The sequence below is a fragment of the Candidatus Binataceae bacterium genome, from assembly GCA_035500095.1.
Lineage (GTDB): Bacteria > Desulfobacterota > Binatia > Binatales > Binataceae > JAKAVN01.
The window spans coordinates 1-24,135 of sequence record DATJXN010000013.1 but is presented as its reverse complement, the minus strand read 5'-3'; the positions used below and the strand labels follow the sequence as shown (position 1 = coordinate 24,135).

Genomic DNA, 24,135 nt, shown 5'->3' with positions numbered 1-24,135 from the left:
CTTGAGCATTAGCAGGAAAAACCACTGCGTCCAGCGATAGTACTCGGGCGTGGAGGAATTGAGCTCGCGCGACCAGTCGTAGGCGCAGCCGACCAACTTCAACTGACGCTTGAAGTTAGCGGCGTAGCGCGGCACGGTCTGCTTGGGATGCAGCCCTTTGAGCAGGGCGTCGTTTTCGGCCGGCAGACCGAATGCGTCCCATCCCATCGCGTGCAGCACGCTATAGCCCCCCATCCTCTTGTAACGCCCAATCACGTCGCAAGGCACGTAGTTATGCAGATGGCCCACGGAAAGGCCGTCGCCCGAGGGATAGGGAAACATCTCGAGCACATAGAACTTTGGCCGCTCGCGATCCTCGCGCGTGCGATAGAGATCGACGTGGTCCCATTCGGCCTGCCAGTAGGGCTCGATCTTCTTGGGCTCGTAGCGTTCGTCCATCGACATCCGATAACTCTCTCCGGTGGCTATAACTCTAGCGCGCGCGCGCAAGCGGTTAAAACCGAGCCTGATGGGCGCCGCCGCTGCGCGCCTCGGGCAGCGCCGGGGCGCGGCGCCCGGCCATGCGGACGACACGAAAATGGCTCCGGCGCACGATACCTGTTGATAAGGCTCTTGTCACGAAACCGCGGCGGCGCAACAATGGCCCTGTCGAGAGTTAAGCTTAAGGCGCCTCCCAGATGAACAAGCGGAAGGTCAATTTCGACGCCCGCAAGATAAGCCTATGGCATTTCGCCGTGTTCGCGATGGGCGCGGTGGTGGGTTCGATCCTTGGCGGTTTCTACGGAGCGGCCTACACGAGCGCCGCAGTGATCGTGACCTGCTGGTTCACGGCGCTGATGCTGGTCGCCTTCGATCGCTCGCGGGTTCGCGCGCCGCGGAGCCCGTGGGCCGGCCGGCGGTGGCAATCGCCGGTGCGCGCGATCGACGGCGTAAGCGCGGGGGCGCCGCCGAAGGGACGCCGCGGCGGCGCAACGGCGGTCAGCCTCGATGCGGCGCGGCGTACGCGGCTGCGCACGATCGCGGGCGGCAAGAGCGAGCCGCCCTGGCGCGCTTCCTGATCGTCCGCGAATCGCTGCTCCTTCGATTTCGTCTCGTTGATTCATTTAACCGGTCCGGTTTCGACGGGCCATCCTTTCACCGCAGGTATCGAGCCCGCACCACACATCTTTCATTCTTGACATTCGATCGCCGAAGCGCGCATTTGACATTGCGTAACTGCGTCCGAACCGCTCCGTGATGGAGGTTGCCCGCGATGCGAGCCTTCGTGATGAAAGGGATTGGCAAGGTCGGCTTCGCCGAGAAACCGATTCCTACTCCAGGTCCGACCGACGCCGTCGTGAAAACCACCAAGGCCCTCATCTGCACTTCCGACGTGCACACGGTCCACGGCGCGATCGGTCCGCGCGACAATCTCACGCTCGGGCACGAGGCGGTCGGCGTCGTCCATCAGGTCGGCGCGGGGGTCAAGCGCTTCAAGCCGGGCGACCACGTCCTCGTCGGCGCAATCACGCCCGAGTGGGGCGACGTGGCCGCGCAGGCGGGACACTCCTCGCAATCCAACGGCGCGCTTGGCGGATGGAAGTTCGCCAACATCAAAGATGGCGTTTTTGCCGAGTACTTTCACGTCAACGAGGCCGACGCCAACATGGCGCACATACCGTCTGCGGTCGCCGACGAGGCAGCAGTGTATTGCTGCGACATGATCTCGACCGGTGTGATGGCGGCCGAAAACGCCTGCATCCCGGCCGGCGGCACGGTCGCCGTTTTCGCGCTCGGCCCTGTGGGCTTGATGGCGGTGGCGGGCGCGCGGATGCTCGGCGCGGGCCTGATTATCGGGGTCGATTCTGTACCGCGCCGCCAGGAACTCGCGCGATCGTACGGCGCGGACGCCATCGTTGACTTCGAAAAGGAAGACGCCGTCGCACGCATCATGGAGCTGACCGACGGCGAGGGCGTCGATTCGGCAATCGAGGCACTGGGCGGCGACCTCTCGTTTCAAAACGCGATTCGCGTCACCAAGCCGGGTGGCACAATCTCCAATGCGGGCTATCATGGCAAGGGCGAGTTCGTTCACGTCCCGCGTCTGGAATGGGGTGTGGGCATGGCGGAGAAGACGATTCGCACCGGGCTATGTCCGGGCGGGCGGCTCAGGATGGAACGGCTGTTGCGGCTGCTTAAGGGCGGTCGCATCGATCCGACGCGACTGACCACGCACACGATGCCCTTCGATCAACTCGAACGCGCGTTCGAGATGATGGAGAACAAGCGCGACGGCATTATCAAACCGCTGATCCTGTTTTAATTCCCGGGAAGCGGCCAGGCTCGCGCTGCTAGACGATGCTGCCCGGCGTCGGGACAGCCTCGGGAAGGCAGCTGCGCTGGGTGTCGATTCGAGGGCCGCCGATCGGCTGACCTCTGAAATTTTCGCTTCGGCTGAACGATCTCGCCAGCGTGGAAACCGTGCTGCTCGGTCAGCGGCGCGCGGCAGAAACCCGGGCGGCGCGACGGGAGACGCTGGCTATCGTTCTTGACGGTGGGGTAGGCGTGGTCGCGGTGTGTCTGGTCAGTCTCTTGATGGGACGCGCGATACGGCGCCTCGACGCCAGCGTCGCCGGCCAGCGTGCGGCTGAGGCCGCCTTGCAAGAGGTCAATCAGGGGCTGGAGCGCCAGGTCGCCGAGCGGACCGCGGAATTGCGGCGCCAATCGGACTTGATGAATTCGATCTTCGACACCGTGACCGATGGCGTGATCGTGTGCGACCGCGACCTGAAATATACCCACGTCAATCGCGCGGGGAAGGAAATCGGCGGCGTGGACCGCGAGCAACTGACGGTCGCCCAGGTCGCTGGCGGATTAACGCTGCGGACCGCGCGCGACGCGCCGCCGCTGCCGCTCGAACAATGGCCGCTCGCGCGCAGTGCGCGGCGAATCGTTCGATAACCAGCGCCTGCTCCTTGGCGGCGCGAACCTGAAGGACGGTTTGTGGTTAGAGGTCTCAGGCCGGCCGGTAATCGACGAGGACGGTGCTCGGTACGGCGGGCTGATTGTTCATCGCGACGTGAGCGCGCGCCAGCGGGCCGAAGAAGAAATGGCCCGCGCGCACCGCATGGCCCTCGAAGCCGCCCGCCTGCGTTCTGAGTTTCTGTCCAACGTGAGCCATGAAATTCTAACCCCGTTAAACGGCATCCTCGGGATGAGCCGGCTGCTGCTGGACACCGGACTCAGGGCGGCGCAGCGCGAATATGCGGAGGCACTGCACACCAGCGGCGAGCTTTTGCGCGACATTGTCGCCGACGTGCTTGATTTCTCGCATCTGTCCGACGGTCAGCTCGTGCTCGAGGAGGCCGAGTTCGACCCGCGCGATTCGATGGAGCGGGTGGCGGCGCGGTTTGCCGGACCGGCGCAAAAAAAGCGTCTTAAGCTCACGCTCGATCTCGACGAGACGCTGCCCGCTCCCTTGCTGGGCGACGCCCGCCGCCTCGAGCAGATCCTGAGCAACCTCGTGAGCAACGCGGTCAAATTCTCCGAGCGGGGCGAAATAGTCATGCGCGCACGCCAAAGCGCGGAATCGGCGAGCGCTGCCGTTTTGCAGTTCGAAGTGAGCGACACCGGAATCGGCATCGCCGCCGTCGATCAGAGCAGAATCTTTCAGCCGTTCTCGCAGGTCGACGGCTCGGCCGGCCGCAAGTACGGCGGCTCGGGGTTGGGACTCGCGATCTCGACGGAACTGGTGCGGCAGATGGACGGACAGATTTCGCTGGAGAGCGAGCTGAATCGCGGGTCGACTTTCTGTTTCACCGCACACATGGGCAAACCCGTTCGCCAGGCGCAGCGACTCGATAACGCTGCGGAAGATATCGCGGCTCCCGGCAATCACGAAGATAAAGCGGCCGCGGCTACGATCCTTGTGGCGGAGGATAACCCGGTCAACCAGAAGCTGACGCAGATGCAGCTAAGGATTCTCGGCTTTGCGGCCGACCTGGTCAGCGACGGCTGCGAAGCGCTCGACGCGCTCGCGCGCAGGCGCTATCCGATCGTCCTGATGGATTGTCAGATGCCGGGGATGGACGGGTATGAAGCGACGGCCGAGATTCGCCGGCGCGAGGCCGCGTCGCCGCAACATACGCGGCAACATACGATCGTCATCGCGATGACCGCGCATGCGCTGAGCGGCGCGCGCGAAAAGTGCCATGCCGCGGGCATGGACGACTACATCAGCAAGCCCGTCGATATCGACGACCTCGACGCTCTACTCAAGCGCTGGGCGCCGGAGATAGGCGCGGTCGCGGGCGAGCAGCCATCGCGCGACGGCAGTCCGAGCTGATTTCCCACCCGAATTCCTTAGCTGAATTACCTGAGAATTCCCTCGAATGCGTCGGCAGAGATCGCCGCCGCTGCCCCGATCGCGTTTGTCCCGAAGCTCTTACCAGCGTCGGCCACCGCCACCGCCTCCCGCGCCGCCGCGGCCGCCCCGGCCGCCACGATCGCCGCCGCCGCCACCGGGACGCGGCCCCTGCTCGCGCGCCTCGTTTACCTTGATCGCGCGGCCCTTGAGCTCGTGTCCGTTCAGTTCCTCGATCGCGCGCGCGGCCTCATTGGAATCGGCCATCTGCACGAAACCGAAGCCACGCGATTGGCCCGAGAATTTGTCGGTTATGACCGCGACATTATCGACCTTGCCCACCTGACCGAAGAGCGCTTCCAGGTCCTCGTTGGTCACCGAAAAGGCCAGGTTGCCTACGTACAGTTTTGCGGGCATCTGTTATGCCCTCCTCTATTATTCGCCGGAAGCGCTCGAACAGAGAAGCTCGCGAAGTTCACGGGCTTACGTGTGGGGGTACTAGCCGGTTGCGATTGCTTCTATGCCGCGGGGCGTGTCGATGTCAAGGCGAGTCGCGCGCGCTTGCGTGGCGCCAGGTTACGGACGCGCCGTTTGCCTGACTTCGGGCGGCATCAGCGTCGCGCCGGCGCGCTGCGCGCGCGCGACCGCGCGGCCAGCAAGCGCCGGACGCGCCGCTCTCGGTTGGCCGGGCGTGCGAAGGCTTGCGAGCCTGTTGCGCAGGGCAAACTCGATACGCCGAATTCCGGCCATCAGGTCCGGCACGATAGGCGCTCTCACCACCGCGAGGCCCGCTGCCCATGCGGCCAGTTCAGCCGGAGTCTCGGGCGCGCAGGACTCCGCCTCGGCGCTCTCGTCTGCGTCCGCGGTCCGGGCAGCCGCCTCCGATGACTCACGTTCGCAGGCCTGAAGGGCGATCTGATGGGCCTTTCTGGCTGAGGCAAAGCTGCGGTCGCGGCCGGCTATCCAGCTGTCGGCCCAGGTCAGCCATTTCCTGTCGGCATAGACTTCGCGAGCGTCAACGATCGCGGCCATGACGTAGCGCTCGATTGCGTCGTGGGTTTCGCGGTTTTGGATTGTAACGGTCAGCATCGGTATATTCCTTGGTGCGAGGCAGCTCGGAAGAGCTATCTGCCAAATTCCGTCATCGGAAGCTAAGAAAGCATTTAATGTGCCGATAGCTTCTTTATTTGAAATCAAGCGCTTTATATTGGCTTTATTATGCCAATGTAGCGCCGTCGCCATCCAATGTTGCGGAATCGCAGAGGCTTGCCAATATGAGCATGTTGAGCACAACTCGGCTCTGACGTCCCGATTCAAGCTGGTCGGGCGAAAAAAAAACGGCCTCGCGGAAACCCGCGAGGCCGTTGTCATGCAGTCCGGCTCGCTAGCCTACCGAATTCCCGATCACCGAGACGAAACTCACGCAGCGGCCCGGCTGGCCGCCCAGGTTGTGTGTCAGACCGAGCTTGGGATTCTTCACCTGTCGCTTCTCCGCCTCGCCGCGAAGCTGCAGCCACATCTCGTACATCATGCGCAGTCCCGAAGCCCCGATCGGATGGCCGAACGATTTGAGACCGCCGTCGGGATTGACCGGGAGATGCCCTTCGAGATCGAAGAACCCTTCAATCACGTCCTGCCATGCCGTGCCGCGCGCGCTGAAGCCAAGGTCCTCGTACAGCACCAGCTCGGTCGGAGTGAAGCAATCGTGGACCTCGGCGAGGCTTATCTGCTCGCGCGGATTGGTAACCCCGGCCTGCGCGTACGCGTCGCGCGCGGAGGCGACGACCTCAGGGAACGAGGTGAAGTCGTACTCCGGCGATAGCGGACCCTCGGCCGGGCCCGCGACGAAGGACAGCGCCTTGATATAGATCGGGTTCTTGCAGTACTTGTGCGCGTCTTCGGCGCGGACCACGATAGCGGCCGCCGATCCGTCGGAGACGCCTGAGCAATCCATGATTCCGAGCGGGTCGGCAATCTTGGGCGAGTTTCTGATCGTTTCGATCGGCACTTCCTTTTGAAACTGCGCCTTGGGATTGCGCGCGCCGTTGCGATGGTTCTTCCAGGCGATGCGCGAGAGCACGTCCTTGCCCTTGTCGGGGTCGAGTCCGTATTTCTTGAAGTAGGCGGGCGCGAGCAGCGAGAACAGCGCCGGCGGCGTCATCGCGGCCGGAGTGCCGTCGTTGGGCGGATTGGTGATCACCAGCCCCGACATTCCCGAGTCCTTGAGCTTTTCCACCCCGATCGCCATCGCGACGTCGAACGCCCCGCATGCGACCGCGTAGCACGCCTGCCTGAGCGCCTCGGATCCGGTGGCGCACATGTTCTCGACCCGGGTCACCGGCTTGTATTGAATCTTGAGCGGCTCGGAGAGCGTCAGCCCCGAAATTCCCGAGCCCATCGTGCCGAGCCAGTACGCATCGACGTCATCGGGACCGATCCCTGCGGACTCGTAGGCCTGATAGGCGGCGTCGACCAGCAGATCCTCGGCGCCCTTGTCCCAGTGCTCACCGAACTTGGTGCACCCCATCCCGACGATCGCGACGCGATCCCTGATTCCCTTGCTTGCCATCAGAATCCTCCTCGGTGCTCAGCGCTTGGGCCGCGCCTTCCAAAAATAGTTATGCACGCCGTCGGCGGTAAACAGCCGGCGAAAGGTCATTTCCACTTCGTCGCCGATCGCAACCTTATCCGGCTCGCAATCGGTCATCTCGCACAAAAAGCGCCCGCCGCCTTCATAGTCCACCACGGCATTGACGGTGGGCGGATTCAGCGAATAGGCGAGCCGGTCCACGGCGTAGGTCGCGATTCGCCCGGTGCGATCGGCAAACCCGTACGATTCCATCTTACCCCGCAAGCGGCACTTAACACATACCAATTGCGGGGGAAGCTGCGGCGTGCCGCACGCTGTGCATCGCGATCCGACGAGCGCGAATTTCCACTTTTCCGAGCGCATCATCGGCGGCGCCGCCGGACGCTCCGGGTCGGGCCGCCGCGGCGGTTCGGTGGGCAGGATTTGCCGCCACTTCAGATAGTTGCCGTAGGTCACGTCGCCCTTGGATTCGATCATGCGGCCGACAGAGTGGGCCGGGCGAAACTTCGCCGCCGCCGGCGTGACGCGCAGCACCACGGCGTCGGCGCCGTCGGCGACCGCGGCCATCAGGACGAGGTCGCCCGGCTTTAGCGCCGGCATCGCGGCAGTCAGCAGCAGCGCGGCATGCGCGGCGCCGGTTTGACCGACCGTGAGCGCGAGCGTATCGGATAACTTCGCGGGGTCGAGTTTCATCCCGCGCGCAACCTCTTCCACCGCGCGCGGATTGGGCGCGTCGAGGATCACTCGCGCGAGCGCCGCGGGAGCCACGCCCGCCTTTTCGAGCACCGACTGGATCGCTTTGCCGAGCAGCGGCACATAGGCCTGCGTGAGCGCGAAGCGCTCCTCCCATGAATGGCCGAAGCGCTCCTCGGGCATCCGCCAGGTGTCGAGGAACTCCCGCGTGAACGATGCGCTGGCCACGATTTCAGCGATCACGTCGCCGCCGGTGCCCATCACGAACGCCGCCGCGCCGTCGCCGCCGGACTGCTCGAGGCGCCCTTCGGGCGCGCCCAGCCGGCAATCGGACATCACCGCCAGCGCCAATCCGCCGGCGTTCGCCGCGTCGGCCGCCTGCAGCAGCGCGGAAAGCCCGGCGCGCACCGAACCGGTCAGATCGGCGGCGCGGCTCTCGGCCGGCAATTGCGCCGCGGCGCCGACGATCGCGGCGTTGAGCTTTTCGGCATAGGGGGGCGTGGAGGTCGCGAACAAGAGCGTCCGCACGCGATCCGCGCCGACCGCGCGCACCGCGTCGCGCGCCGCCTCGGCCGCCATCGAGACGCTGTCTTCGTCGAAGCTCGCGACCGAACGTTCGCCCTTGGCCGCGGGCACCCCGAGCACTTCGGCGATCGCCGCGCGCTTGAGGCGGCGGTACGGGATGTACGATCCGTATGAGACGATTCCTGTCATGCCGCGATTAAAGATTGCCCGCCATCTCCGGTCAACCCTTCAGCCGCCCGGCTACGGGAGCAAAATGCTCGAGCCGGTGGTCGCGCGATCGCCAAGCGCGCGATGGGCCGCGGCCGCGTCGGCGAGCTTGAACGTGCGCTGCACCTCGCAGCGCACGGCGCCGCTGCCCAGCACGTCGAACAGTCGTCGCGCCGCCGCTTCCAGGTCTTCGCGCCGCGCCGTGTAAGTCATGAGCGTCGGACGCGTGAGATAGAGCGAGCCCTTGCCGCTCAGGATGTTGATGCTGAAGGGCGGCACGACGCCCGAGGCCTGCCCGAAGCTGACCATCAGGCCGCGCGGCTGCAGACAATCGAGCGACTTCATAAAGGTCGCCTGCCCCACCGAGTCATAGACCACCGGCACCTTCTTGCCGCCGGTGATTTCGTTGACGCGGGCGACGAAATCCTCGCGCGAATAGTTAATCACATGCGCGCAGCCGTGGGCGGCGGCGACCTTGGCCTTTTCGTCACTGCCCACGGTGCCGATCACGGTCGCGCCGAGATACTTGGCCCACTGCGAAAGAATCATCCCGGTCCCGCCCGCAGCGGCGTGCAGCAAGATCGTGTCGCCGGGCTTCACCGCGTACGTGGAATGAATCAGATAGTCGGCGGTCAACCCCTTGAGCATCGCGGCCGCGGCGGTCGCCTCGTCCACCTTGTCCGGCAGTTTGACCAGCACCCGCGAGTGCATCACCCGCGCCTCGGAATACGAGCCCAGCGGACCGCCCACGTACGCGACCCGGTCGCCGACGCGGACCTCGCTCACGTCCGGCCCCACCGCCTCGACGATGCCTGCTGCCTCGGTGCCGGGCGTATAGGGCAGCGACGGCGCCGGATAGACGCCCGAGCGAACGTAGATATCGACGAAGTTGAGCCCGATTGCGCGATGGCGTACGAGCGCCTGTCCCGGCCCCGGGGTCGGAACCTCGACGTCCTCGTAGCGTAAGACTTCCGGCCCGCCAGTCTGATGCACTACGATCGCTTTACATTTCATAACCACTCCATTTTCGGCGCGAGCCGCGCCTTTGGGCCCGCTTTCATCGGTTTCGAGCCGGTCGGAACCTCGAGAACCTTTCAAGACTTGCATCAAGAACATCCGGATTACAAACTCCCGGGCCTGAACCGCCGCATTTCAATCGATGCTTCCACGCCGCGGTCGTGGTATTGCATCGAGGGAAGTTTCGCCGAACAGACAGGAGATGTAGCGATGCCGCATCTTACGACCGACGATGGCGTGAAGCTCTATTACGAAGAAGCCGGTGAGGGCCTGCCGATCGTCTTCATCCATGAATTCGCGGGCGACCATCGCAGCTATGAACCGCAGATGCGCCACTTCTCGCGCCGCTACCGATGCATCGCGTACAACGCACGCGGCTACCCACCTTCCGACGTTCCCTCCGAAGTTTCGCGCTATTCGCAAGCCCGCGCCCGCGACGACATCCGCGCCGTGCTCGACGGACTTGGCATCGACAAGGCGCACATCGTCGGCATCTCGATGGGCGGATTCGCGGCGCTGCACTTCGGGATGCGCTACGGCCATCGCGCACGCTCGCTGGTGATCGGCGGCTGCGGTTACGGCGCGGAAAAGGGCAAGCGCGCGCAATTCCAGGACGAAGCGGAGCATGCCGCCCAGATGTTCGACCGGATCGGGATGGCCGAGGGCGCAAAGCGCTACGCGCTCGGCTCGACGCGAGTGCAATTGCAGAACAAGGACCCGCGCGGATGGAACGAATTTGCGGCGCAGATGGCCGAGCACTCAGCGCTCGGCTCGGCCAACACGCTGCGCGGCGTGCAGAAGCAGCGCCCGTCGCTCTTCGATCTGGCCGACGAGATGAAGAAGATTTCCGTGCCGGCGCTGGTGATGACCGGCGACGAAGACGACCCGTGCATCGAGGCGTCGGTGCTGATGAAGCGGACGATCGCGACCGCGGCGCTCGCGGTGCTGCCGAAGACCGGGCACGCGCTCAACCTGGAGGAGCCGGCGCTCTTCAACGCGCTGGTCGACGACTTTTTCCACCAGGTCGAGGCCGGCGGCTGGGCCACGCGCGACCCGCGCTCGGTGACGGACAAGATTCTTTGAGGCGCGCTGGATCTGCGAGTGCTGCGCACGCCGATCAGACGGAGCTCGCCAGCTAGACGGAGCGCAGAAAATCGATCAGCAGGCGGTTTACTTCGGCCGGCCGCTCCTGCTGAACCCAATGGCCCGCGCCCGGGAGCAGGACCTTGCCCGCGAGGTTCGGCGCGTTGGCTTCGAGCGCCTGGTACGCGTCGGCGTAAAACTCGACTACTGCGTCCTTGTCGCCCGCGATGAATAGCGTCGGCTGAGCCAGCCGCGCGCCGTCCAGAAAGCCGGTCAGCTCCCACATCCGATCGATATTGCGATACCAGTTGAGCCCGCCGCGAAACCCGGTGCGCTTGAACTCGCCGATGAAGAAGTCGAGCTCGGCCTCGCTGAGCCACGGCGGCAGGCTCCGCGGCACGGTCACGCTGTCGAGAAAACCCTGGTCGCGGCCGAACGCGTAACGCCATCGCTCGTTCGGCGCGGCGTCGCCCGAGAGCGAATAGAAGGTCGCGAGCATGGTAGCGCGCACGTCGCGTTCGAGTTCGTGTTCGGCCTTGCCCTCGTCCTGAAAATATTCCTGGTAGAAAACCTTGTCGCCGAATATTGCCTTGACGATGGCGCTCGGACGGATCGTCCCGTGCGGGATGTAAGGAACGCTGAGCAGGCCGACGGCGCGGAAGAGATCCGGGCGCAACTGTGCAGAGGACCATGCGACCGGCGCGCCCCAGTCGTGTCCGACGATCGCGGCCGTGCGCTCCTTGAGCGCATTCACCAGGCCCACGATGTCGCCCACGAGGTGAAAGATGCTGTAGGCATCGACGGCCTGCGGGCGATCGGTCTGCCCGTAGCCGCGCTGGTCGGGCGCGACGACGCGGAAGCCGGCCTCGGCGAGCGCCGTTATCTGATGGCGCCAGGAATACCAGGATTCCGGAAACCCATGGCACAGAACGACCAGCGGCCCCTTGCCGGCCTCGACGTAGTGCATCCGGATGCCGTTGGTCTCGACGAAGTGATGACTTACCTCGCTCATCGCGGCCGCGCTCCTTTGGTGCGTCAGTTCGGCAGCCAGGCCAGCGCGCGAATCTCGCCGAACTCGCGCCGCAGCTTTTCCCATGTCTTGCCGCCATCGCGGCTCAGATAGACGTAGCCGTGCAGGCTGTTGGCGACCACGACGTCGGGATTCGCCGGGTTGACGCCAACCCAGTACATCGTGGAATTCGGCTCGACCTCGAGCGCGCATTTCTCCCAGGTTGCGCCGCCGTCGGCGGTGCGCTGGATGGCGCCGCGCTTGCCCGGGATGAAATCACCGTTCGCGACGAACATGACGTCGGGATTGCCCGGCGCGAGCGCGACGCCGCGGCAATAGGAAATCGTGTCGCGCTCGGCAAACCGCGGAAAGCCGTGCAGCGACCAGGTTTCGCCCTCGTCGGCGCTGCGCCAGATGCCGTCGGGCGTGGTCGCGAGAATTTCGGGCTGCCGGCCCGGTCGCACCGCCAGGCCGTGGATGTCCTGGTTGAGCGGCTTGTCGCCGAGCGGCGGACAATGGCTCCAGGACTCGCCATCGTCGCGGCTGCGATACACGCCATCGATTTCGACGCTCATCCAGATGGTCCGCGGGTCGCGCGGATCGAAAACGACGTTGGTGACCTTGGGTGGTCCGGCGAGACACTTCTCCGCGATCGGAATCGCAAGCCGCTCCCATCGCTCGCCGCCGTCGCGCGTGCGGAACACCGCGGGCGGCTTGGTCCCGGCATAAATGACCGCGGGGTCCTGCGGATGGACGGCGACCGACCAGATCTGCATCCCGTCCATCGGCGAAGGCACCAGCTCGAAACTCGCGCCGTTGTCGTCGCTGCGATAGAGGCCGGCCTCGGAGCCGGCGTACACCCGGTGCGGATTGTGCGGCGAGAGCGCGAGCGCGCGAATCTGGATTTCGCCGGGTTCGGCATGGAACGGCAACGCCATCTTGCTCCGCCGCCAATGATCGCCGCCGTCGGGACTGAACCATACGCCGGCGCCGACCGTGCCCACACAGATTGTGAATTGCTCAGTCATCGCTCCTACTCCGCAGGGGTCACGCAAACTCCGCCAGATGCCGCGCGCGTCTCATGGCCTGACGCTGAGTTACTCTTTATGCTTCCCTTTCCTTTCCAACTTGAGGTTCAACTCGCCGATCCCGGCCGCGACGTTAAGGCCGTTTTGACCTTCAATCGAGATCGGCTGCAACGCGATCGACTTCTTGAATCCACCGATCAGGACATTGGCGCCCGCGCCAACCCCGAGCGCGACGCTCGCGGTTGCACCGCCATAGTGGCCTGCCAACGCGCCTTCGCCCAGATTGGTGGTCGGCGCGACCACCGCCCACAGGATGACCGCGGAGGAAAGATATCCAATATCGGCGCCGAACTTGGTAATCGAGCCGCGATAGTATTCAGTGTAATTCTTGTCGCGCGTGTAGGCGCAGTTCACCTCGCGAGAAGAACCGAAAACGAACCCCCATCCGCTGGCGACGTGACAGGTGAGGTAGCCGGCGCGCACGGTCATCTTGTGCTCTTGGGCGCGAGCGGGCAGCGCGCACAGCGAGATTGTCGGGATCAGCGCCGCGGCGCTTAGCAGGCAACGAGTAGTCGTAGATTTCATTTTCAATCGTTCCTCCGATTTCGCAGGATTCAGTCCCAGGCGCGATCGCTCGAGTTCCCCGCGATTCTCCCAAAAGACGATCGCGATGCGCAAACGACCTCGCATAGCGGCAATGTCAGCGCGGTCGCATTCCAATCTTCCGTTTTCTGTAACGCAAGTTAGCACACTACCCGCATCGCAGCCGCTCAGCTCGCGGTTACGACCTCGCAGATGGCGAAGTCGGCTCCGTCTTCCTCGTTGCTCCGATGCACCGCGCGAAAATCGGGCGAGCGCATGTAGCGCCTTAGCGCAGCGCGGTCGGTCCATCGCGTCACCCGCATGAAAGTCGGATCGCGTCCGACCGTGCGCAGGACTCGAGCCCGAGAAACCCTTCGTGCAGATCGACCAGGCGCGGCCGCGCTCGGAAGCGTTCTTCGATCTCCGCCGCCTCCGCGGCGCCGGTCTTGAACCTCGACACGGCAACGATCATGGCGTCTCTCCTCGGCGGCTTCGGGGGCGTCAGGAATCCTTGGCGGCGGCCGCCGCGCGCGGCAGCGTGAAATGGAAGGTCGAGCCCCGCCCCACTTCGGACTCGACGCCGACCTTTCCGCCGTGGGCCTCGACGATCTGGCGCGCGATCGCAAGTCCAAGCGCGGTGCTCCGCTCGCCGCCGGTCGGGCGCACGCTGGTCTTCTGATAGAGCTGAAACAGCTTGCCCAACTCCTCCGCCGGAATTCCCTGTCCCTGGTCGCGAATTTCGACCAGCACTTCACCGTCCTGCTCGGCCGCGCGCACGCTCACGCTGGTGCCGGGCTGCGAATACTTGATCGCGTTGCTGATGAAGTTGGTCAACACCTGCTCCACGCGCGTGGGGTCGGCATTCACTAGCGGCAGGTCCGCGGCGATTTCGGCTTCGAGCGCGATATTTTTTCTCCGCGCCAACAGTTCGTTGGTCTCGACGTTCTTGCGGATGAGGGCGGCGAGGTCGACGGGCTTCTTCTTCAGCTCGAGCCGCCCCGCTTCGATCAGCGTCAGATCGAGCAGATCGGACACCAGCGCGAGCGAGGAGCGGCTTGCCCTTTCGATGATCGACATCAGTTGCATTTGATCGGGCACGAACGCGGCGCTCTCCTCGAGCAGCAGTTCGACGCTCGACGCGATCGAGCCGATCGAATTGCGCAGGTCGTGCGCAGCGATCGCGGCTTGCTGGCTGCGCCGCTCGAGGCTCTTAATCGCAACGCGCAGAGCGTTGGTTTCCTCGTTGTTGATCCGGATCAGATCCTCATAGACGTCGCCCGCGTAGTTCTCGACCGCGCTGTCCACCAGGATCAGTTCTTCGCCGGCGGGAACGGCCGAGAAGCTCATCAGTTTGGGATGGCCGACGAGGTCAACCGAAATCGGCACTTCGAATGCGGCTTCTCCCTCGGCGACGCCTTCGATCAGCGCCTTTGCGCGGGCGTGGTTGTCAACATAGGCGCAGGACCAGAATGGCTTTCCGGGCTGGAGCGACGCGTCAAGACCCACGCCATCGTGGATTATTGCGGTGACTACTCCTTCCCGGGTGCATCGGATCAGCACCCCCGCGCGATGCCGCAGCTCCATCCGCGCTTCAGCTCACCGCCCCTGCGGCGAGCCGCCCGGCAGCGCCCAGTGCATCCTCGGCGTCGCGCGCATATCCGTCCGCGCCGATCTCGCGCCACAGATCGGGCTCGCGATTGAAGGCATGACCGCCGACCATGATCCTGAGATCGCGGGTTTCCTGGTTGGCGCGCAGCGCGCGCACCATAGCCGCCACCCCCTCGAGATGAAAGGTCATCGTGGCGGAAAGCGCGAGGAGATCGGGCCGATGCTGCCCGACGTAATCGACCAGAACTGCGGCCGGCATGTTGGCTCCCAGATGGCAGGTGTCCCATCCTTCCATTTCGAAAAAGTCGGCGACCATCCTCGCCCCGATCTCGTGAATCTCGCCCTGGGCGCACGCGCTCATCAGTACACGCCCAACGCGCGGGCCGGAAAAGATGTGGCTATAGAGGCGCGACATGATGAACTGCGTCGCGGCGGTGCAATAGTGTTCCTGCGCGACGCTGATACGGTTGGATTGCCACAGGCGGCCGACCTCGTATTGCGCGTCCTAGAAGACGTGCAGCCAGATCTCTCTGATGCCGGTTCCCGAGCGTAGCGCGTCCTGCATCAATTCGAGCGCCTGCTGCCGTTCGCCGCGGAGCAGGAAGTCGAGGTAGCGCTTGGCGAGCCCGTCGGCGGGCAACGGCGCGCTGGATTGCGGGGCGCCGGCGGCCGCCGCGCGGCCCGCATCGAAGGCCTCGAGCGCTATCGCCAGGCTCTCGGGCGAACGCGTCTCGTCCAATACCTCGCGCACGCAGCGAAGGTTTTCGTTCAGTTCCTCAGGAGCGACGCCGCGCGCCGCAAGCACGTCGGCCACCCATCCGAGATAGTCCCTGAAGATTGACGGCCGGCCGAAGCCGATCGCGTCGGCAAGATAGGACAGGTGAAACCGCGTGTCCTGAAGGTACATCGCCCTGCCCCGCTCTCCATACCGGGCAAGCAGTTCGGGCCGCCGCGCGTAGTCTTTCGCGACCGCCGCCAGGGAGATTGTTTCAGCCGCGCTTCGGAGTTCGTTCGCGGCTGCGGAGTTTTTGTCCATTGGACCTGATGCCTCGTTTCGATGGCGCCGCCCTGCTGCGGCAAATCGCAGAGCAAAGCCGAGCTCGAACGCGCGAAGGTCGGGAATCCTGTAGCCTCCAACAATCTCGCCCCCGATTTCAGTGCAGTCAATACGAAATGGCGCTCGAATGACGGAGCTTTATCTCTCAAATTGACCTGCTACCAAAGCGCAGCCGGTCTGGCGCAGTCTATAGCTCGGCGCGGAACGCATTCGCAGCGGCGCCGTCCTACGCGGTGATCCCTGATGATTTGAGCAAGGCGCTGAAGTGCTGGTTGAGCTTGCGGAGTTTCGGATCGATGACGACCTGGCAATAGGGCGCGAGGGTATTTTTGCGGTAGTAATCCTGATGATAGTTCTCGGCCTCGTAAAACGCCTTCAGCGGAACTACTTCGGTGACGATCGGCCTGGTAGCCGGAAGTGAGGCATTCAGCTCCGCGATTAGCGCCTGGGCATCTCTGCGCTGCTCGTCGGTCGTGTAGAAAATGGCCGAGCGGTACTCGGTGCCGACGTCCGCTCCCTGCCGATTGAGCGAAGTCGGATCGTGGGTCGCGAAGAACACGGTCAGCAGGTCATTGAAGGAAATGCGGCCAGGGTCGTATTCGACGCGAGTAACTTCGGCGTGGCCGGTAGTGCCGGTGCAGACCTGCTCGTAGGTCGGATTCGCGATCGTGCCACCCGCATACCCCGGCATCACCGACACCACGCCCTTCAAGCGCCCGAACACCGCTTCGGTGCACCAGAAGCATCCGCCGCCGAAGACCGCAATTTCGGTTTTTTCGCTCATGCCGAACACAATAACTGAGTGATTGCGAATGTAAACGGGCCGACTCCCCACCGCGCGGCCGGGTATCCGGGGCAGCCGTTGGGAACCTTCGATTCACACTCGCGCAGAGTTTTACAATCCGTCAAGGACGAATCGAGAGGCTACGCCGACTTCGACGGCACAACCTCGAGCCGCAGCCGCTCCGTCCCCCGAATAACGGTCAATTCGGCGCGCGCCCCGATCCGCTCTTCCGAAAGCAATCGGTGCAAATCGTCGACCGCGCCGACCGCATTGTCGCCGTAGGCGACGATCATGTCGCGCGGCTTCACTCCCGCCTTGTCCGCCGGGCTTTCGGGCTCGACCGACGTGACCATTACGGCCGTCTCCCGCGCCAGGCGATAGAAGCGCACGAACCGCCGCGGCAGCGGAGCCGTCATCCCGGCGACGCCGATGTAGGCGCGCACGATCCGGCCGTCGCGGATGAGCCTCGCCGCCACGTACTGCGCAGTGTTGATCCCGATCGCGAAGCAGATTCCCTGAGCGGGCCGGATGACCGCCGTGTTGACGCCGATTACCTCGCCGCGCGAGTTGACCAGCGGCCCGCCGGAATTGCCCGGATTAAGCGCCGCGTCGGTCTGGATTACGTCGTCGATCAAGCGGCCCGACTGCGACCTGAGCGATCGCCCGAGCGCGCTCACCACTCCCGCGGTGACCGTGCACTGAAACCCGTACGGACTGCCGATTGCGATCGCAAGTTGCCCCACGCGCAACCGGCCCGAGTCGCCGAGCGCCGCCGCGGCTAGCGTCGAGGAACCGATCCGCACGACCGCGAGGTCGCTGTGCGGGTCGGCACCGACAAGAGCGCCTTCCGCGCGCCGCCCGTCGAGCAGCGTCACGCTTATCCGGTTCGCATGCGCGACCACGTGGCTGTTGGTCAGAACGAAGCCGTCGGGCGTGAAAACGAAACCCGAGCCGGTCCCGGCCGGCACCTCGCTCGCGCCCTTGTGCCGAAACACCTCGATATTTACGACCGCGGGACCCACCCGTTGAGCCGCACTGGCGACCGCCTCCGAGTAGGCATCGAGCAAGCCGGCGTCATTACCGGGATCGTTTGCCGCAACCTGCGCCGGTGGCTCCACCGCCGCCTGTTCCCGATCTTGCGGCGCCTCGTTCAACATCTCTCGCAAAACCGCCTGCATATGCTTTCCCTGGTCCTCCTGTGGGTAAATATAATCATCGCGTCAAGCGACTTCGGGCAGGGACTGGGATGCGCAAACGCTCGCGCGGTATGGCAGTGCGTCGGCGCTGCAATAACGTCGTTTCCCCTTCGCTTTGGAAGGGGATAAGATTCTCACGCTGCAGCGACCGCGATCCCGGGTTTGGGGACGGCGGGCAGGTCGACAAAATCCCGCCGGCAGCCCATCGAAAATGGAGGCAACCGTGAACGAGTCGTCTCCCAGTATGTGGCCGCAAACCGAGGGCGTCAGACGCGTCCCGTACCGGCTCTTCACCGATCCTGCGGTTTACGCGCGCGAGCAGGAGCGGCTGTTCGGCGGCCGTTCATGGAACTACGTGGCGCTGGACGCGGAGCTGCCGAATCCCGGCGACTTCAAGGCCACTTTTATCGCCGACACTCCGGTTATCGTATGCCGCGACCGCGCCGGCGAGCTCCATGCGATGGTCAACCGATGCGCGCATCGCGGCGCCCTGGTCTGCCGCGAGTTCCGGGGAAATCGCGCCGCGCTCCAGTGCGTCTATCATCAATGGACATACGACCTGAAAGGCAATTTGACCGGCGTGCCGTTTCGCAAGGGCCTCGACGGCAGGGGCGGCTATCCGCCGGACTTCGACCCCGCGCTCCATTCGCTGCGGAAACTTAACCTGACCACCTACCGGAGCCTGGTCTTCGCGTCGTTCAGCGACGACGTGGAGCCGATCGAGGAATATCTCGGCGATGAAATCTGTCCGTGGATCGACCGCGTGTTCAATCGGCCGGTGAAAATCCTGGGCTACGCGCGGCAGTTCATCCACGCCAACTGGAAGCTCTACGTCGAAAACGTCAAGGACCCCTACCACGCGAGCCTGCTGCATCTGTTCCACGCGACTTTCAATATCTACCGGGCAAATCAGGGCGGAGGCTGTCTCACCGATCCCAAGGGCCGTACGAGCATCATCCGTGCCTTTCGGCGCGCTGAGCAGGACGACCGCGACGTCGAGGGGATCGCGCCGCGCACGTATCGTAAGGGCTACGAGCTTGCGGATCCCTCGCTGCTCGAGTCGAGGAAAGAGTTCGAGGTAGAACTGACGAACTCGATCAATCACATTTTCCCCTGCGTGGTGGTGCAGCAGATTCAGAACACGCTCGCGACCCGCCACATCCTGCCCAAGGGACCCGACTCCTTCGAACTGCTATTCACGTTTTTCGGCTATCGAGACGACGACGCGGAGATGGATCGGCTGCGGCTCAAACACGCAAACCTCGTCGGTCCCGCCGGATACATCTCGATGGAAGACGGCTACGCAACCGAGCTGGTGCAGCAGGCGATTGTGCGGGGCGATGGCGACGGCGGTTCGTCCTACGTCGAATACGGCGGCGAAAAGGAGGGCGGAGACGAAACCCTCAACACGGAATCGGCGATCCGGAGCTTCTGGCGGTACTATCGCTCCGTGATGGACATTTGAGCGCGGGGCCGAGAGTGGATTCGCGTCAAGCCAGATGGACGGTCGAAGAGCTGCTTGCGGCCTACGCCGATTGCATAGATAACGACCGGCTCGAAGAATGGCCCGGCTTCTTCACTGACAATTGCCTCTACAAGATCATCCCCTGGGAAAACGTGTCGCACAACCTCGCGCTCGGCTGGGTGCTCTGCGAGAGCCGCGGGATGCTGCAGGATCGCGTCGTCGCCCATCGCACGGCCAACCTGTACGCGCCGCACCGCTACCGCCACATCGTGGGCGCCGTGCGCGTGCTGAGCTGCGACGACCGCGCGATCGAGGCGCGCGCGAACTATCTCGTCGTGCGCACGGCTCTTGACGCGGTCCGCTACGGCACCAGCGAGATTTACAGCGCCGGCGAGTATCAGGATCGCGTAGTCATCGAGAACGGCCAGGCCCGGTTCGCGGAAAAGATCGTGGTCTCCGATACCGCCCGGGTTGATACGCTGCTGGTTACCCCGATCTAGGACGCCGCGGGCCGGAACCGGGATTTTCGAGCCGAGGCCGGGGCACGACGGGGAACAGACATAACGGAGGACAACGCTGATGCTCGTGGCGTTCGTGTTGATGAAAACCGAGCCGGCGCACATTGACGACGTGGTCAAGGCGCTGGTCGAGATGGAAATCGTCGAGGAGATGCATTCGCTCGCGGGCGACTACGATCTGATCGTCAAGGTGAGAGTGGACGACTTCGACCATCTCGCGCGCCTGGTGGTCGACCGGATTCAGCGCGTGCCGCATCTGCGCGAGACCAAGACGCTCATCGCCTTCGACGCGTACAACGTGCCGAAACTGCGCAAGACCTGACGCCGCTCCGGCCCGCCCCTACATCGCGCGCAACTTCGGGATCACTTCGCGCGCAAACAGCTCCTGGGTGCGGAGCGCCTTCGAAATCTCGATATCGCCGTAGTGGGAAATGATCAGGATTTCATCGACGTCGACCACCCGTTTCAGCGCGGCGCACTGTTCGAGCACGCGCTCGGGCGTGCCCACGAACGCGCATTCCTGCGTGACGATATCCTCGTAGCTGAGCCGCGGCAGCATCTCCATGATTTCGCCGGCATAGAAAGCGTAATTGCTGTCCAGCAGACGCTTCTTCATGGCCGGATCGCGGCGCAGGCCGGGGATCGCCGTCGAGTTATAGGCAAAAAACCGCTTGAGCGCAGCTTCGCACTCCGCGCGCGCCTGCCGCTCATCCTCGGTGATATACACCGCACGCACGCATGCCACCGTCGGCTTCGTCCCATACTTCGCACAAGCCTCGCGGTAGCGATCGACCCCGGGTTTGAACGCCGCCACGGGAGCCGGGCCGCCGAATGCGAGCGACCAGCCCTTGCGCGCGCCGATCTCGAAAGCCGCTCCGCTGGTGCCGACCATGTACACCGGAGGATACGGTTTCTGAAGCGGCTTGGGCACCACCGAAACGTCGTCCAGATGGTAGTAGCGTCCGCGAAACGAAAAGCGCTCTTTGGTGAACGCAAGCTCCAGGATCTCGAGCGCCTCTTCGTAGCGGCCCTGGGTCTCTTCGACCGGGATGCCGGCGGGCGGGTATTCCCACGCGTGTCCGCGCCCCACGCCGAGATCCAGGCGCCCCTCGGTCACGATATCCGCAAAGGCCATTTCGCCCGCGTAAACCGCCGGATTGCGCAGCGGAAACGTATGGCAGAGCGTGCGGAAGCGTATATTGCGGGTCTTCTGCGCCGCGGCCGCGAACAACGCGAGCGGATTCGCCGAGATGCTGAACTCCTGGAAGAAGTGATGGTCGATTACGGAAAAGACGTCATAGCCCAGACGATCCGCATTTTCGATCAGGCCAAGGACGTCCCCTACGGTTTTCGCGTAGTCAACGCCGAATCCATTCTGCATCTCGCAGTAAATGCCAAAGCGCATGTGCCCTTCCGTTCTCGCCGGACGTGCGGTGGCATTTCCTGCTAGGCAGACAACCGGTTCGCGTCTTTCCGGTACAGATCGAAATGACTCTTGTCGTCCTCGGCCGCGGGCGAAATCGCGACGTCAGTGTAGTCCTTCCTGTGAGGATCGCGGCGGATCTGCCAACGCAACAGCTCGAGCCGCGCGAGATACCATAGCGCGGGAATGTAGGTGCCAAGAATCTCCGCGGTTCGCCGCGGATAGAACGCGAACGCGCTTTCACGCGGAAAGGTGGCCCGCCGCTGCGATCGCCGCTTGCGCCGGAAGACACCCGACTGCAGCGGATGTACGCCCTCGAAGGCGTGGCTCGCGTAGAAGTAGAAGATCATCGATGCGACGCGGCCAAGGTTGATATTCGTCGCCGCGGCGCGCCGAAGAATCGTCTTGACATGCGCCGGCGTGTAGTACAGATGCCAGGCGCGCTTGTAGATGCCCTGCCATTCTTCGGCGGTCATCCGGGGATGCGCCGTCACCGCGTGCTCGGAGTCGTACTGGTTGGTGTCGGGCGACATCGCGACGCCCTTTAGATAGAGCTCTTGATGGTCCTGCGAGCCGGGCCCAGGCGTCAGCATGAAGAACTCCATGATGTCGATCGGGAGCTCGCGTTGGATGATCCCGATGTCGCGCGCGATGCTCTCGGGGGTGTCGGCGGGAAACCCAAGGATATAGCCGGCATAGGTCAGCACCCGCTCCTTGCGCCAGGCCTGCAGCATCGCGCGGTACTCGCCGATATGGTTCTGGTTCTTGGAAGCGCCTTTGAGACTCTCGGGATTGATGTTCTCCAGGCCGATAAAGACCTTGCGGCAACCCGCGGCGGCCGCCTTTTTCACGAAGTTGGGAATTTTGTAGCTGAGCGTATCCACCTGCATGATGATGTTGATCTTGAAGCCTTCCTTGCGCCGGAGCTCGATGATGCGGTCGAGGATGGCTTCCCAGTTCCGATTGCGGGCGAAATCGTCGTCGGTGATGAAGTAGCTCTTTACTCCCTGTCCATAGCCCGCGCGGATCATCTGTTCGACGTCGTCGGCCGTACGATAGCGGGACTTGCGCCCCTGCACGTTGATGATGCTGCAGAAGCTGCAGGCGTACGGGCAGCCGCGTCCGGCGTCGAAGCATCCGAGCTTTCCCGCGTAGCGCGCCACGTAGCGCTCGGGTAAAAACGGCAGCGGCCGGCTGCCAAGGTCCGGCATGTCTTTCATGAAATTGTAGATGGGCTGGAGCCGGTTCTCGTGCGCGGCGCGGAAAATTTCCTCCAGCCGGCCTTCGGCCTCGCCAGCGAAGAGAATGATGCCGAGCGCGACCGCTTCTTTCAGCTCCGGCGTCAGCTCAGGAAGCATCGCGAGACATCCACTGACGTGGAACCCGCCAATCGCAACCTGAATCCCCGCCGCGCGCAGCTCGCGCGCGATATCGACCGCGCGCGCGTACTGATTAGTCTGCACTCCGACAAGGCATACCAGCCCGCGGTTTCCGTTCTTTGCAAAACGGGCGATGATTTTCTTTATCGGGATGAAAACATTCGTCTCGTCGCGGACCTCGATGTCGATATCGACGTCATCTCCCAGCGCGCGCCGCTTGCTCACGTCGAGTGCGAGCCCGTACATACATGACAGCGAATTCGACGGTATGAACCCGCGCCACCATTGAATGATATAGCCCTCGTCGTCGTAGTGCGATGGCTTGATCAACTCGACCAGGAAAGTCTTGCGGGGGATGTCGCCGTCCGAATGAGGGCCGTGTCCGCTCGGCGATATTCCGTTAGCTTTATTCAAGAAGCTCATCGACCTCTCATCGGCTCTTCGATCTTACGTTAAGCGCGCTCGATACCATAAACGATATGCGGCACGACGTCTCGAGCAGATGAGTCAGGTACAGGCACTCCTCGAGCGTCTCGGCTAGGGTAAATGTTCCATGACTACGGACTGCGACGATTTTTGCGGCTTTAAGCGCGTCTGCAATCCGCTCCGGATCCTCGCCATAACTCTCCCGGCGCCGGGATTCCAGAATTCGCGTGTTGCCGAGAACGTCTTCGGCTTCATTGAAGCTCGGGGGTATGTGGTCATCCCAAACACCACTAGCTGCGATGGTGCACGGGCCGTGGCAATGCAGAATAGCGCCGCGCCTCGGATCGCCAGCTCCAGCATATATGCCGCGGTGCACGTAGAATTCGCATGAGGCGTCGCCCCGCTTTGTCTCTTCACGTCCGATCGAAATCAGATCCCTGACGGGGTCGAGTCCTCTCATCGACCGTCCCGTTCTGGTGATGAGAATGTCTCCGTTGTGCAGGAGGAGCGAGATATTGCCGGACTTCAACGAATTGAGACCGCTATCCCACGCAGCCTGGCCGACTCTGACGATCTCAGCTCTGGCGGTCTGGGAATCCTCGTGCATGGTCTACGCACCTTAGCATTAGGTGCCGCACAGGCGCTATGCTCCACCAGGTCGCGCACAGGTTCCCGATGTCCGATAATCAGGTACGGAGGGCGCAGGCTGCAGCGAACCCCTCTCTGATTTAGCAATGCTAATGAAGATCGCGATCAACCAGTTGATGCCTATGCGGTGGTTGATGGAGCCCAAACGGGCCTGGGTCCGCGTTCGTCCAAATATTAGATGCTCTTATACTGGGACAATCACTTTCTCATCGCTCAGTTCGCTGCGCGAGCACGATAGTCACGTACGGCGTATCTGATGGGAACCTTGTTTGTTACGCACACTCGACAGAACCGCCTGACCCCCGTTCTGTTACCAGTGATCACAAACGGAATACCGCAATGAGTGCACAGCGCGAGCTCGCGCCCTCCAGCGACAACGCCGAAAACCTGCAGCGCAACGATCTGGAACACGCCGCTAACGGAGAATGTCGTGCTGAGCCCGCAAGGCCAGGGTTTCTTATTAAATACGTCCGGGCAGGCCCCGATCGGCAAAGCTGCCAGTTCGAGCCATTCGATCAGACGACCGAACAGACGCTCGACCGAAACCTGCGGGCG

Annotated in this window: 28 protein-coding genes; 8 read left to right on the top strand and 20 right to left on the bottom strand. The window is 63.6% G+C overall.

Features of this window, described 5'->3' with window-relative positions; all coding sequences use genetic code 11:
• A partial coding sequence (locus tag VMI09_02105) for a class I tRNA ligase family protein (protein HTQ23458.1) occupies positions 1–444 on the bottom strand: 444 nt, incomplete at its 3' end.
• Between the two features lie 233 nt (positions 445–677).
• Here VMI09_02105 and VMI09_02100 point away from each other — a divergent pair.
• The 3 genes from VMI09_02100 (at position 678) to VMI09_02090 (ending at position 2,940) form a co-directional block, all read left to right on the top strand.
• Entirely contained in the window at positions 678–1,058 is a 381-nt protein-coding gene (locus tag VMI09_02100; GenBank protein HTQ23457.1) for a hypothetical protein, read from the top strand.
• Positions 1,059–1,252: 194 nt separating this feature from the next.
• Positions 1,253–2,302, top strand: coding sequence for an NAD(P)-dependent alcohol dehydrogenase (locus tag VMI09_02095; protein HTQ23456.1), 1,050 nt, complete (start codon positions 1,253–1,255; stop codon positions 2,300–2,302).
• A 149-nt stretch (positions 2,303–2,451) separates the two neighbouring features.
• A complete protein-coding gene (locus VMI09_02090) occupies positions 2,452–2,940 on the top strand; it encodes a PAS domain-containing protein (GenBank protein ID HTQ23455.1) in 489 nt (162 codons plus the stop codon).
• A gap of 55 nt (positions 2,941–2,995) precedes the next feature.
• Here VMI09_02090 and VMI09_02085 read toward each other — a convergent pair whose 3' ends face one another.
• On the bottom strand, positions 2,996–3,160 hold the full coding sequence (locus VMI09_02085; GenBank protein HTQ23454.1) for a hypothetical protein: 165 nt from the start codon (positions 3,158–3,160) through the stop codon (positions 2,996–2,998).
• Between VMI09_02085 and VMI09_02080 the strand changes: the two genes are divergently transcribed.
• Positions 3,152–4,324, top strand: coding sequence for an ATP-binding protein (locus VMI09_02080; GenBank protein ID HTQ23453.1), 1,173 nt, complete (start codon positions 3,152–3,154; stop codon positions 4,322–4,324). The two genes, VMI09_02085 and VMI09_02080, sit on opposite strands and share 9 nt — an antisense overlap.
• Positions 4,325–4,423: 99 nt before the next feature.
• Here the strand turns inward: VMI09_02080 and VMI09_02075 are convergent, their stop codons facing one another.
• The 5 genes from VMI09_02075 to VMI09_02055 form a co-directional block, all read right to left on the bottom strand.
• Positions 4,424–4,759, bottom strand: coding sequence for an RNA-binding protein (locus VMI09_02075; protein HTQ23452.1), 336 nt, complete (start codon positions 4,757–4,759; stop codon positions 4,424–4,426).
• Between the two features lie 159 nt (positions 4,760–4,918).
• The gene (locus tag VMI09_02070; GenBank protein ID HTQ23451.1) at positions 4,919–5,431 is read right to left on the bottom strand and encodes a hypothetical protein; all 513 of its coding nucleotides are present in this window, start codon (positions 5,429–5,431) and stop codon (positions 4,919–4,921) included.
• A gap of 295 nt (positions 5,432–5,726) precedes the next feature.
• Positions 5,727–6,911, bottom strand: coding sequence for an acetyl-CoA acetyltransferase (locus VMI09_02065; protein HTQ23450.1), 1,185 nt, complete (start codon positions 6,909–6,911; stop codon positions 5,727–5,729).
• 18 nt (positions 6,912–6,929) lie between these two features.
• Positions 6,930–8,339: an OB-fold domain-containing protein gene (locus VMI09_02060; GenBank protein ID HTQ23449.1), complete on the bottom strand. Its 1,410-nt coding sequence runs from the start codon at positions 8,337–8,339 to the stop codon at positions 6,930–6,932.
• A gap of 51 nt (positions 8,340–8,390) precedes the next feature.
• The gene (locus VMI09_02055) at positions 8,391–9,371 is read right to left on the bottom strand and encodes a quinone oxidoreductase (protein ID HTQ23448.1); all 981 of its coding nucleotides are present in this window, start codon (positions 9,369–9,371) and stop codon (positions 8,391–8,393) included.
• Between the two features lie 213 nt (positions 9,372–9,584).
• On the opposite strand from VMI09_02055, the gene VMI09_02050 reads away from it, so the two are divergent.
• Positions 9,585–10,457 carry an alpha/beta hydrolase gene (locus VMI09_02050; GenBank protein ID HTQ23447.1) on the top strand — a complete coding sequence of 291 codons (873 nt, stop codon included), beginning with the start codon at positions 9,585–9,587 and terminating at the stop codon, positions 10,455–10,457.
• A 52-nt stretch (positions 10,458–10,509) separates the two neighbouring features.
• On the opposite strand, the gene VMI09_02045 is transcribed toward VMI09_02050, so the two are convergent.
• The 9 genes from VMI09_02045 to VMI09_02005 all read right to left on the bottom strand — a co-directional run bounded on the left by VMI09_02045 (position 10,510) and on the right by VMI09_02005 (position 17,682).
• Positions 10,510–11,469, bottom strand: coding sequence for an alpha/beta hydrolase (locus VMI09_02045; GenBank protein HTQ23446.1), 960 nt, complete (start codon positions 11,467–11,469; stop codon positions 10,510–10,512).
• A gap of 23 nt (positions 11,470–11,492) precedes the next feature.
• Positions 11,493–12,494 (bottom strand): hypothetical protein, encoded by a 1,002-nt coding sequence (locus tag VMI09_02040; protein HTQ23445.1) that lies wholly within the window; start codon positions 12,492–12,494, stop codon positions 11,493–11,495.
• A 69-nt stretch (positions 12,495–12,563) separates the two neighbouring features.
• Positions 12,564–13,385: a DUF992 domain-containing protein gene (locus tag VMI09_02035; protein ID HTQ23444.1), complete on the bottom strand. Its 822-nt coding sequence runs from the start codon at positions 13,383–13,385 to the stop codon at positions 12,564–12,566.
• A 4-nt stretch (positions 13,386–13,389) separates the two neighbouring features.
• On the bottom strand, positions 13,390–13,548 hold the full coding sequence (locus VMI09_02030; GenBank protein ID HTQ23443.1) for a hypothetical protein: 159 nt from the start codon (positions 13,546–13,548) through the stop codon (positions 13,390–13,392).
• Between the two features lie 29 nt (positions 13,549–13,577).
• Positions 13,578–14,660, bottom strand: coding sequence for a HAMP domain-containing sensor histidine kinase (locus VMI09_02025; protein HTQ23442.1), 1,083 nt, complete (start codon positions 14,658–14,660; stop codon positions 13,578–13,580).
• Between the two features lie 7 nt (positions 14,661–14,667).
• Positions 14,668–15,045, bottom strand: coding sequence for a cobalamin-dependent protein (locus VMI09_02020; GenBank protein HTQ23441.1), 378 nt, complete (start codon positions 15,043–15,045; stop codon positions 14,668–14,670).
• 144 nt (positions 15,046–15,189) lie between these two features.
• Positions 15,190–15,720: a hypothetical protein gene (locus tag VMI09_02015; GenBank protein ID HTQ23440.1), complete on the bottom strand. Its 531-nt coding sequence runs from the start codon at positions 15,718–15,720 to the stop codon at positions 15,190–15,192.
• Between the two features lie 247 nt (positions 15,721–15,967).
• Entirely contained in the window at positions 15,968–16,525 is a 558-nt protein-coding gene (gene msrA, locus VMI09_02010; GenBank protein HTQ23439.1) for a peptide-methionine (S)-S-oxide reductase MsrA, read from the bottom strand.
• A gap of 140 nt (positions 16,526–16,665) precedes the next feature.
• Positions 16,666–17,682: a trypsin-like peptidase domain-containing protein gene (locus tag VMI09_02005; GenBank protein HTQ23438.1), complete on the bottom strand. Its 1,017-nt coding sequence runs from the start codon at positions 17,680–17,682 to the stop codon at positions 16,666–16,668.
• Positions 17,683–17,944: 262 nt separating this feature from the next.
• Between VMI09_02005 and VMI09_02000 the strand changes: the two genes are divergently transcribed.
• From VMI09_02000 to VMI09_01990, 3 genes are all read left to right on the top strand, one after another.
• Positions 17,945–19,186 (top strand): Rieske 2Fe-2S domain-containing protein, encoded by a 1,242-nt coding sequence (locus VMI09_02000; GenBank protein ID HTQ23437.1) that lies wholly within the window; start codon positions 17,945–17,947, stop codon positions 19,184–19,186.
• Positions 19,187–19,200: 14 nt separating this feature from the next.
• Positions 19,201–19,686, top strand: a complete 486-nt coding sequence (locus tag VMI09_01995; protein HTQ23436.1) for an aromatic-ring-hydroxylating dioxygenase subunit beta — start codon at positions 19,201–19,203, stop codon at positions 19,684–19,686.
• A 79-nt stretch (positions 19,687–19,765) separates the two neighbouring features.
• Complete coding sequence (locus VMI09_01990; GenBank protein ID HTQ23435.1) at positions 19,766–20,026, top strand: Lrp/AsnC ligand binding domain-containing protein; 261 nt, start codon at positions 19,766–19,768, stop codon at positions 20,024–20,026.
• A gap of 18 nt (positions 20,027–20,044) precedes the next feature.
• On the opposite strand, the gene VMI09_01985 is transcribed toward VMI09_01990, so the two are convergent.
• From VMI09_01985 to VMI09_01970, 4 genes are all read right to left on the bottom strand, one after another.
• Positions 20,045–21,109, bottom strand: a complete 1,065-nt coding sequence (locus VMI09_01985; GenBank protein HTQ23434.1) for an LLM class flavin-dependent oxidoreductase — start codon at positions 21,107–21,109, stop codon at positions 20,045–20,047.
• 41 nt (positions 21,110–21,150) lie between these two features.
• Positions 21,151–22,929 (bottom strand): radical SAM protein, encoded by a 1,779-nt coding sequence (locus tag VMI09_01980; GenBank protein HTQ23433.1) that lies wholly within the window; start codon positions 22,927–22,929, stop codon positions 21,151–21,153.
• A 7-nt stretch (positions 22,930–22,936) separates the two neighbouring features.
• Positions 22,937–23,539: a class II aldolase/adducin family protein gene (locus VMI09_01975; GenBank protein HTQ23432.1), complete on the bottom strand. Its 603-nt coding sequence runs from the start codon at positions 23,537–23,539 to the stop codon at positions 22,937–22,939.
• 254 nt (positions 23,540–23,793) lie between these two features.
• Positions 23,794–24,135 (bottom strand): hypothetical protein (locus VMI09_01970; protein ID HTQ23431.1); only part of this gene is annotated, 342 nt, incomplete at its 5' end.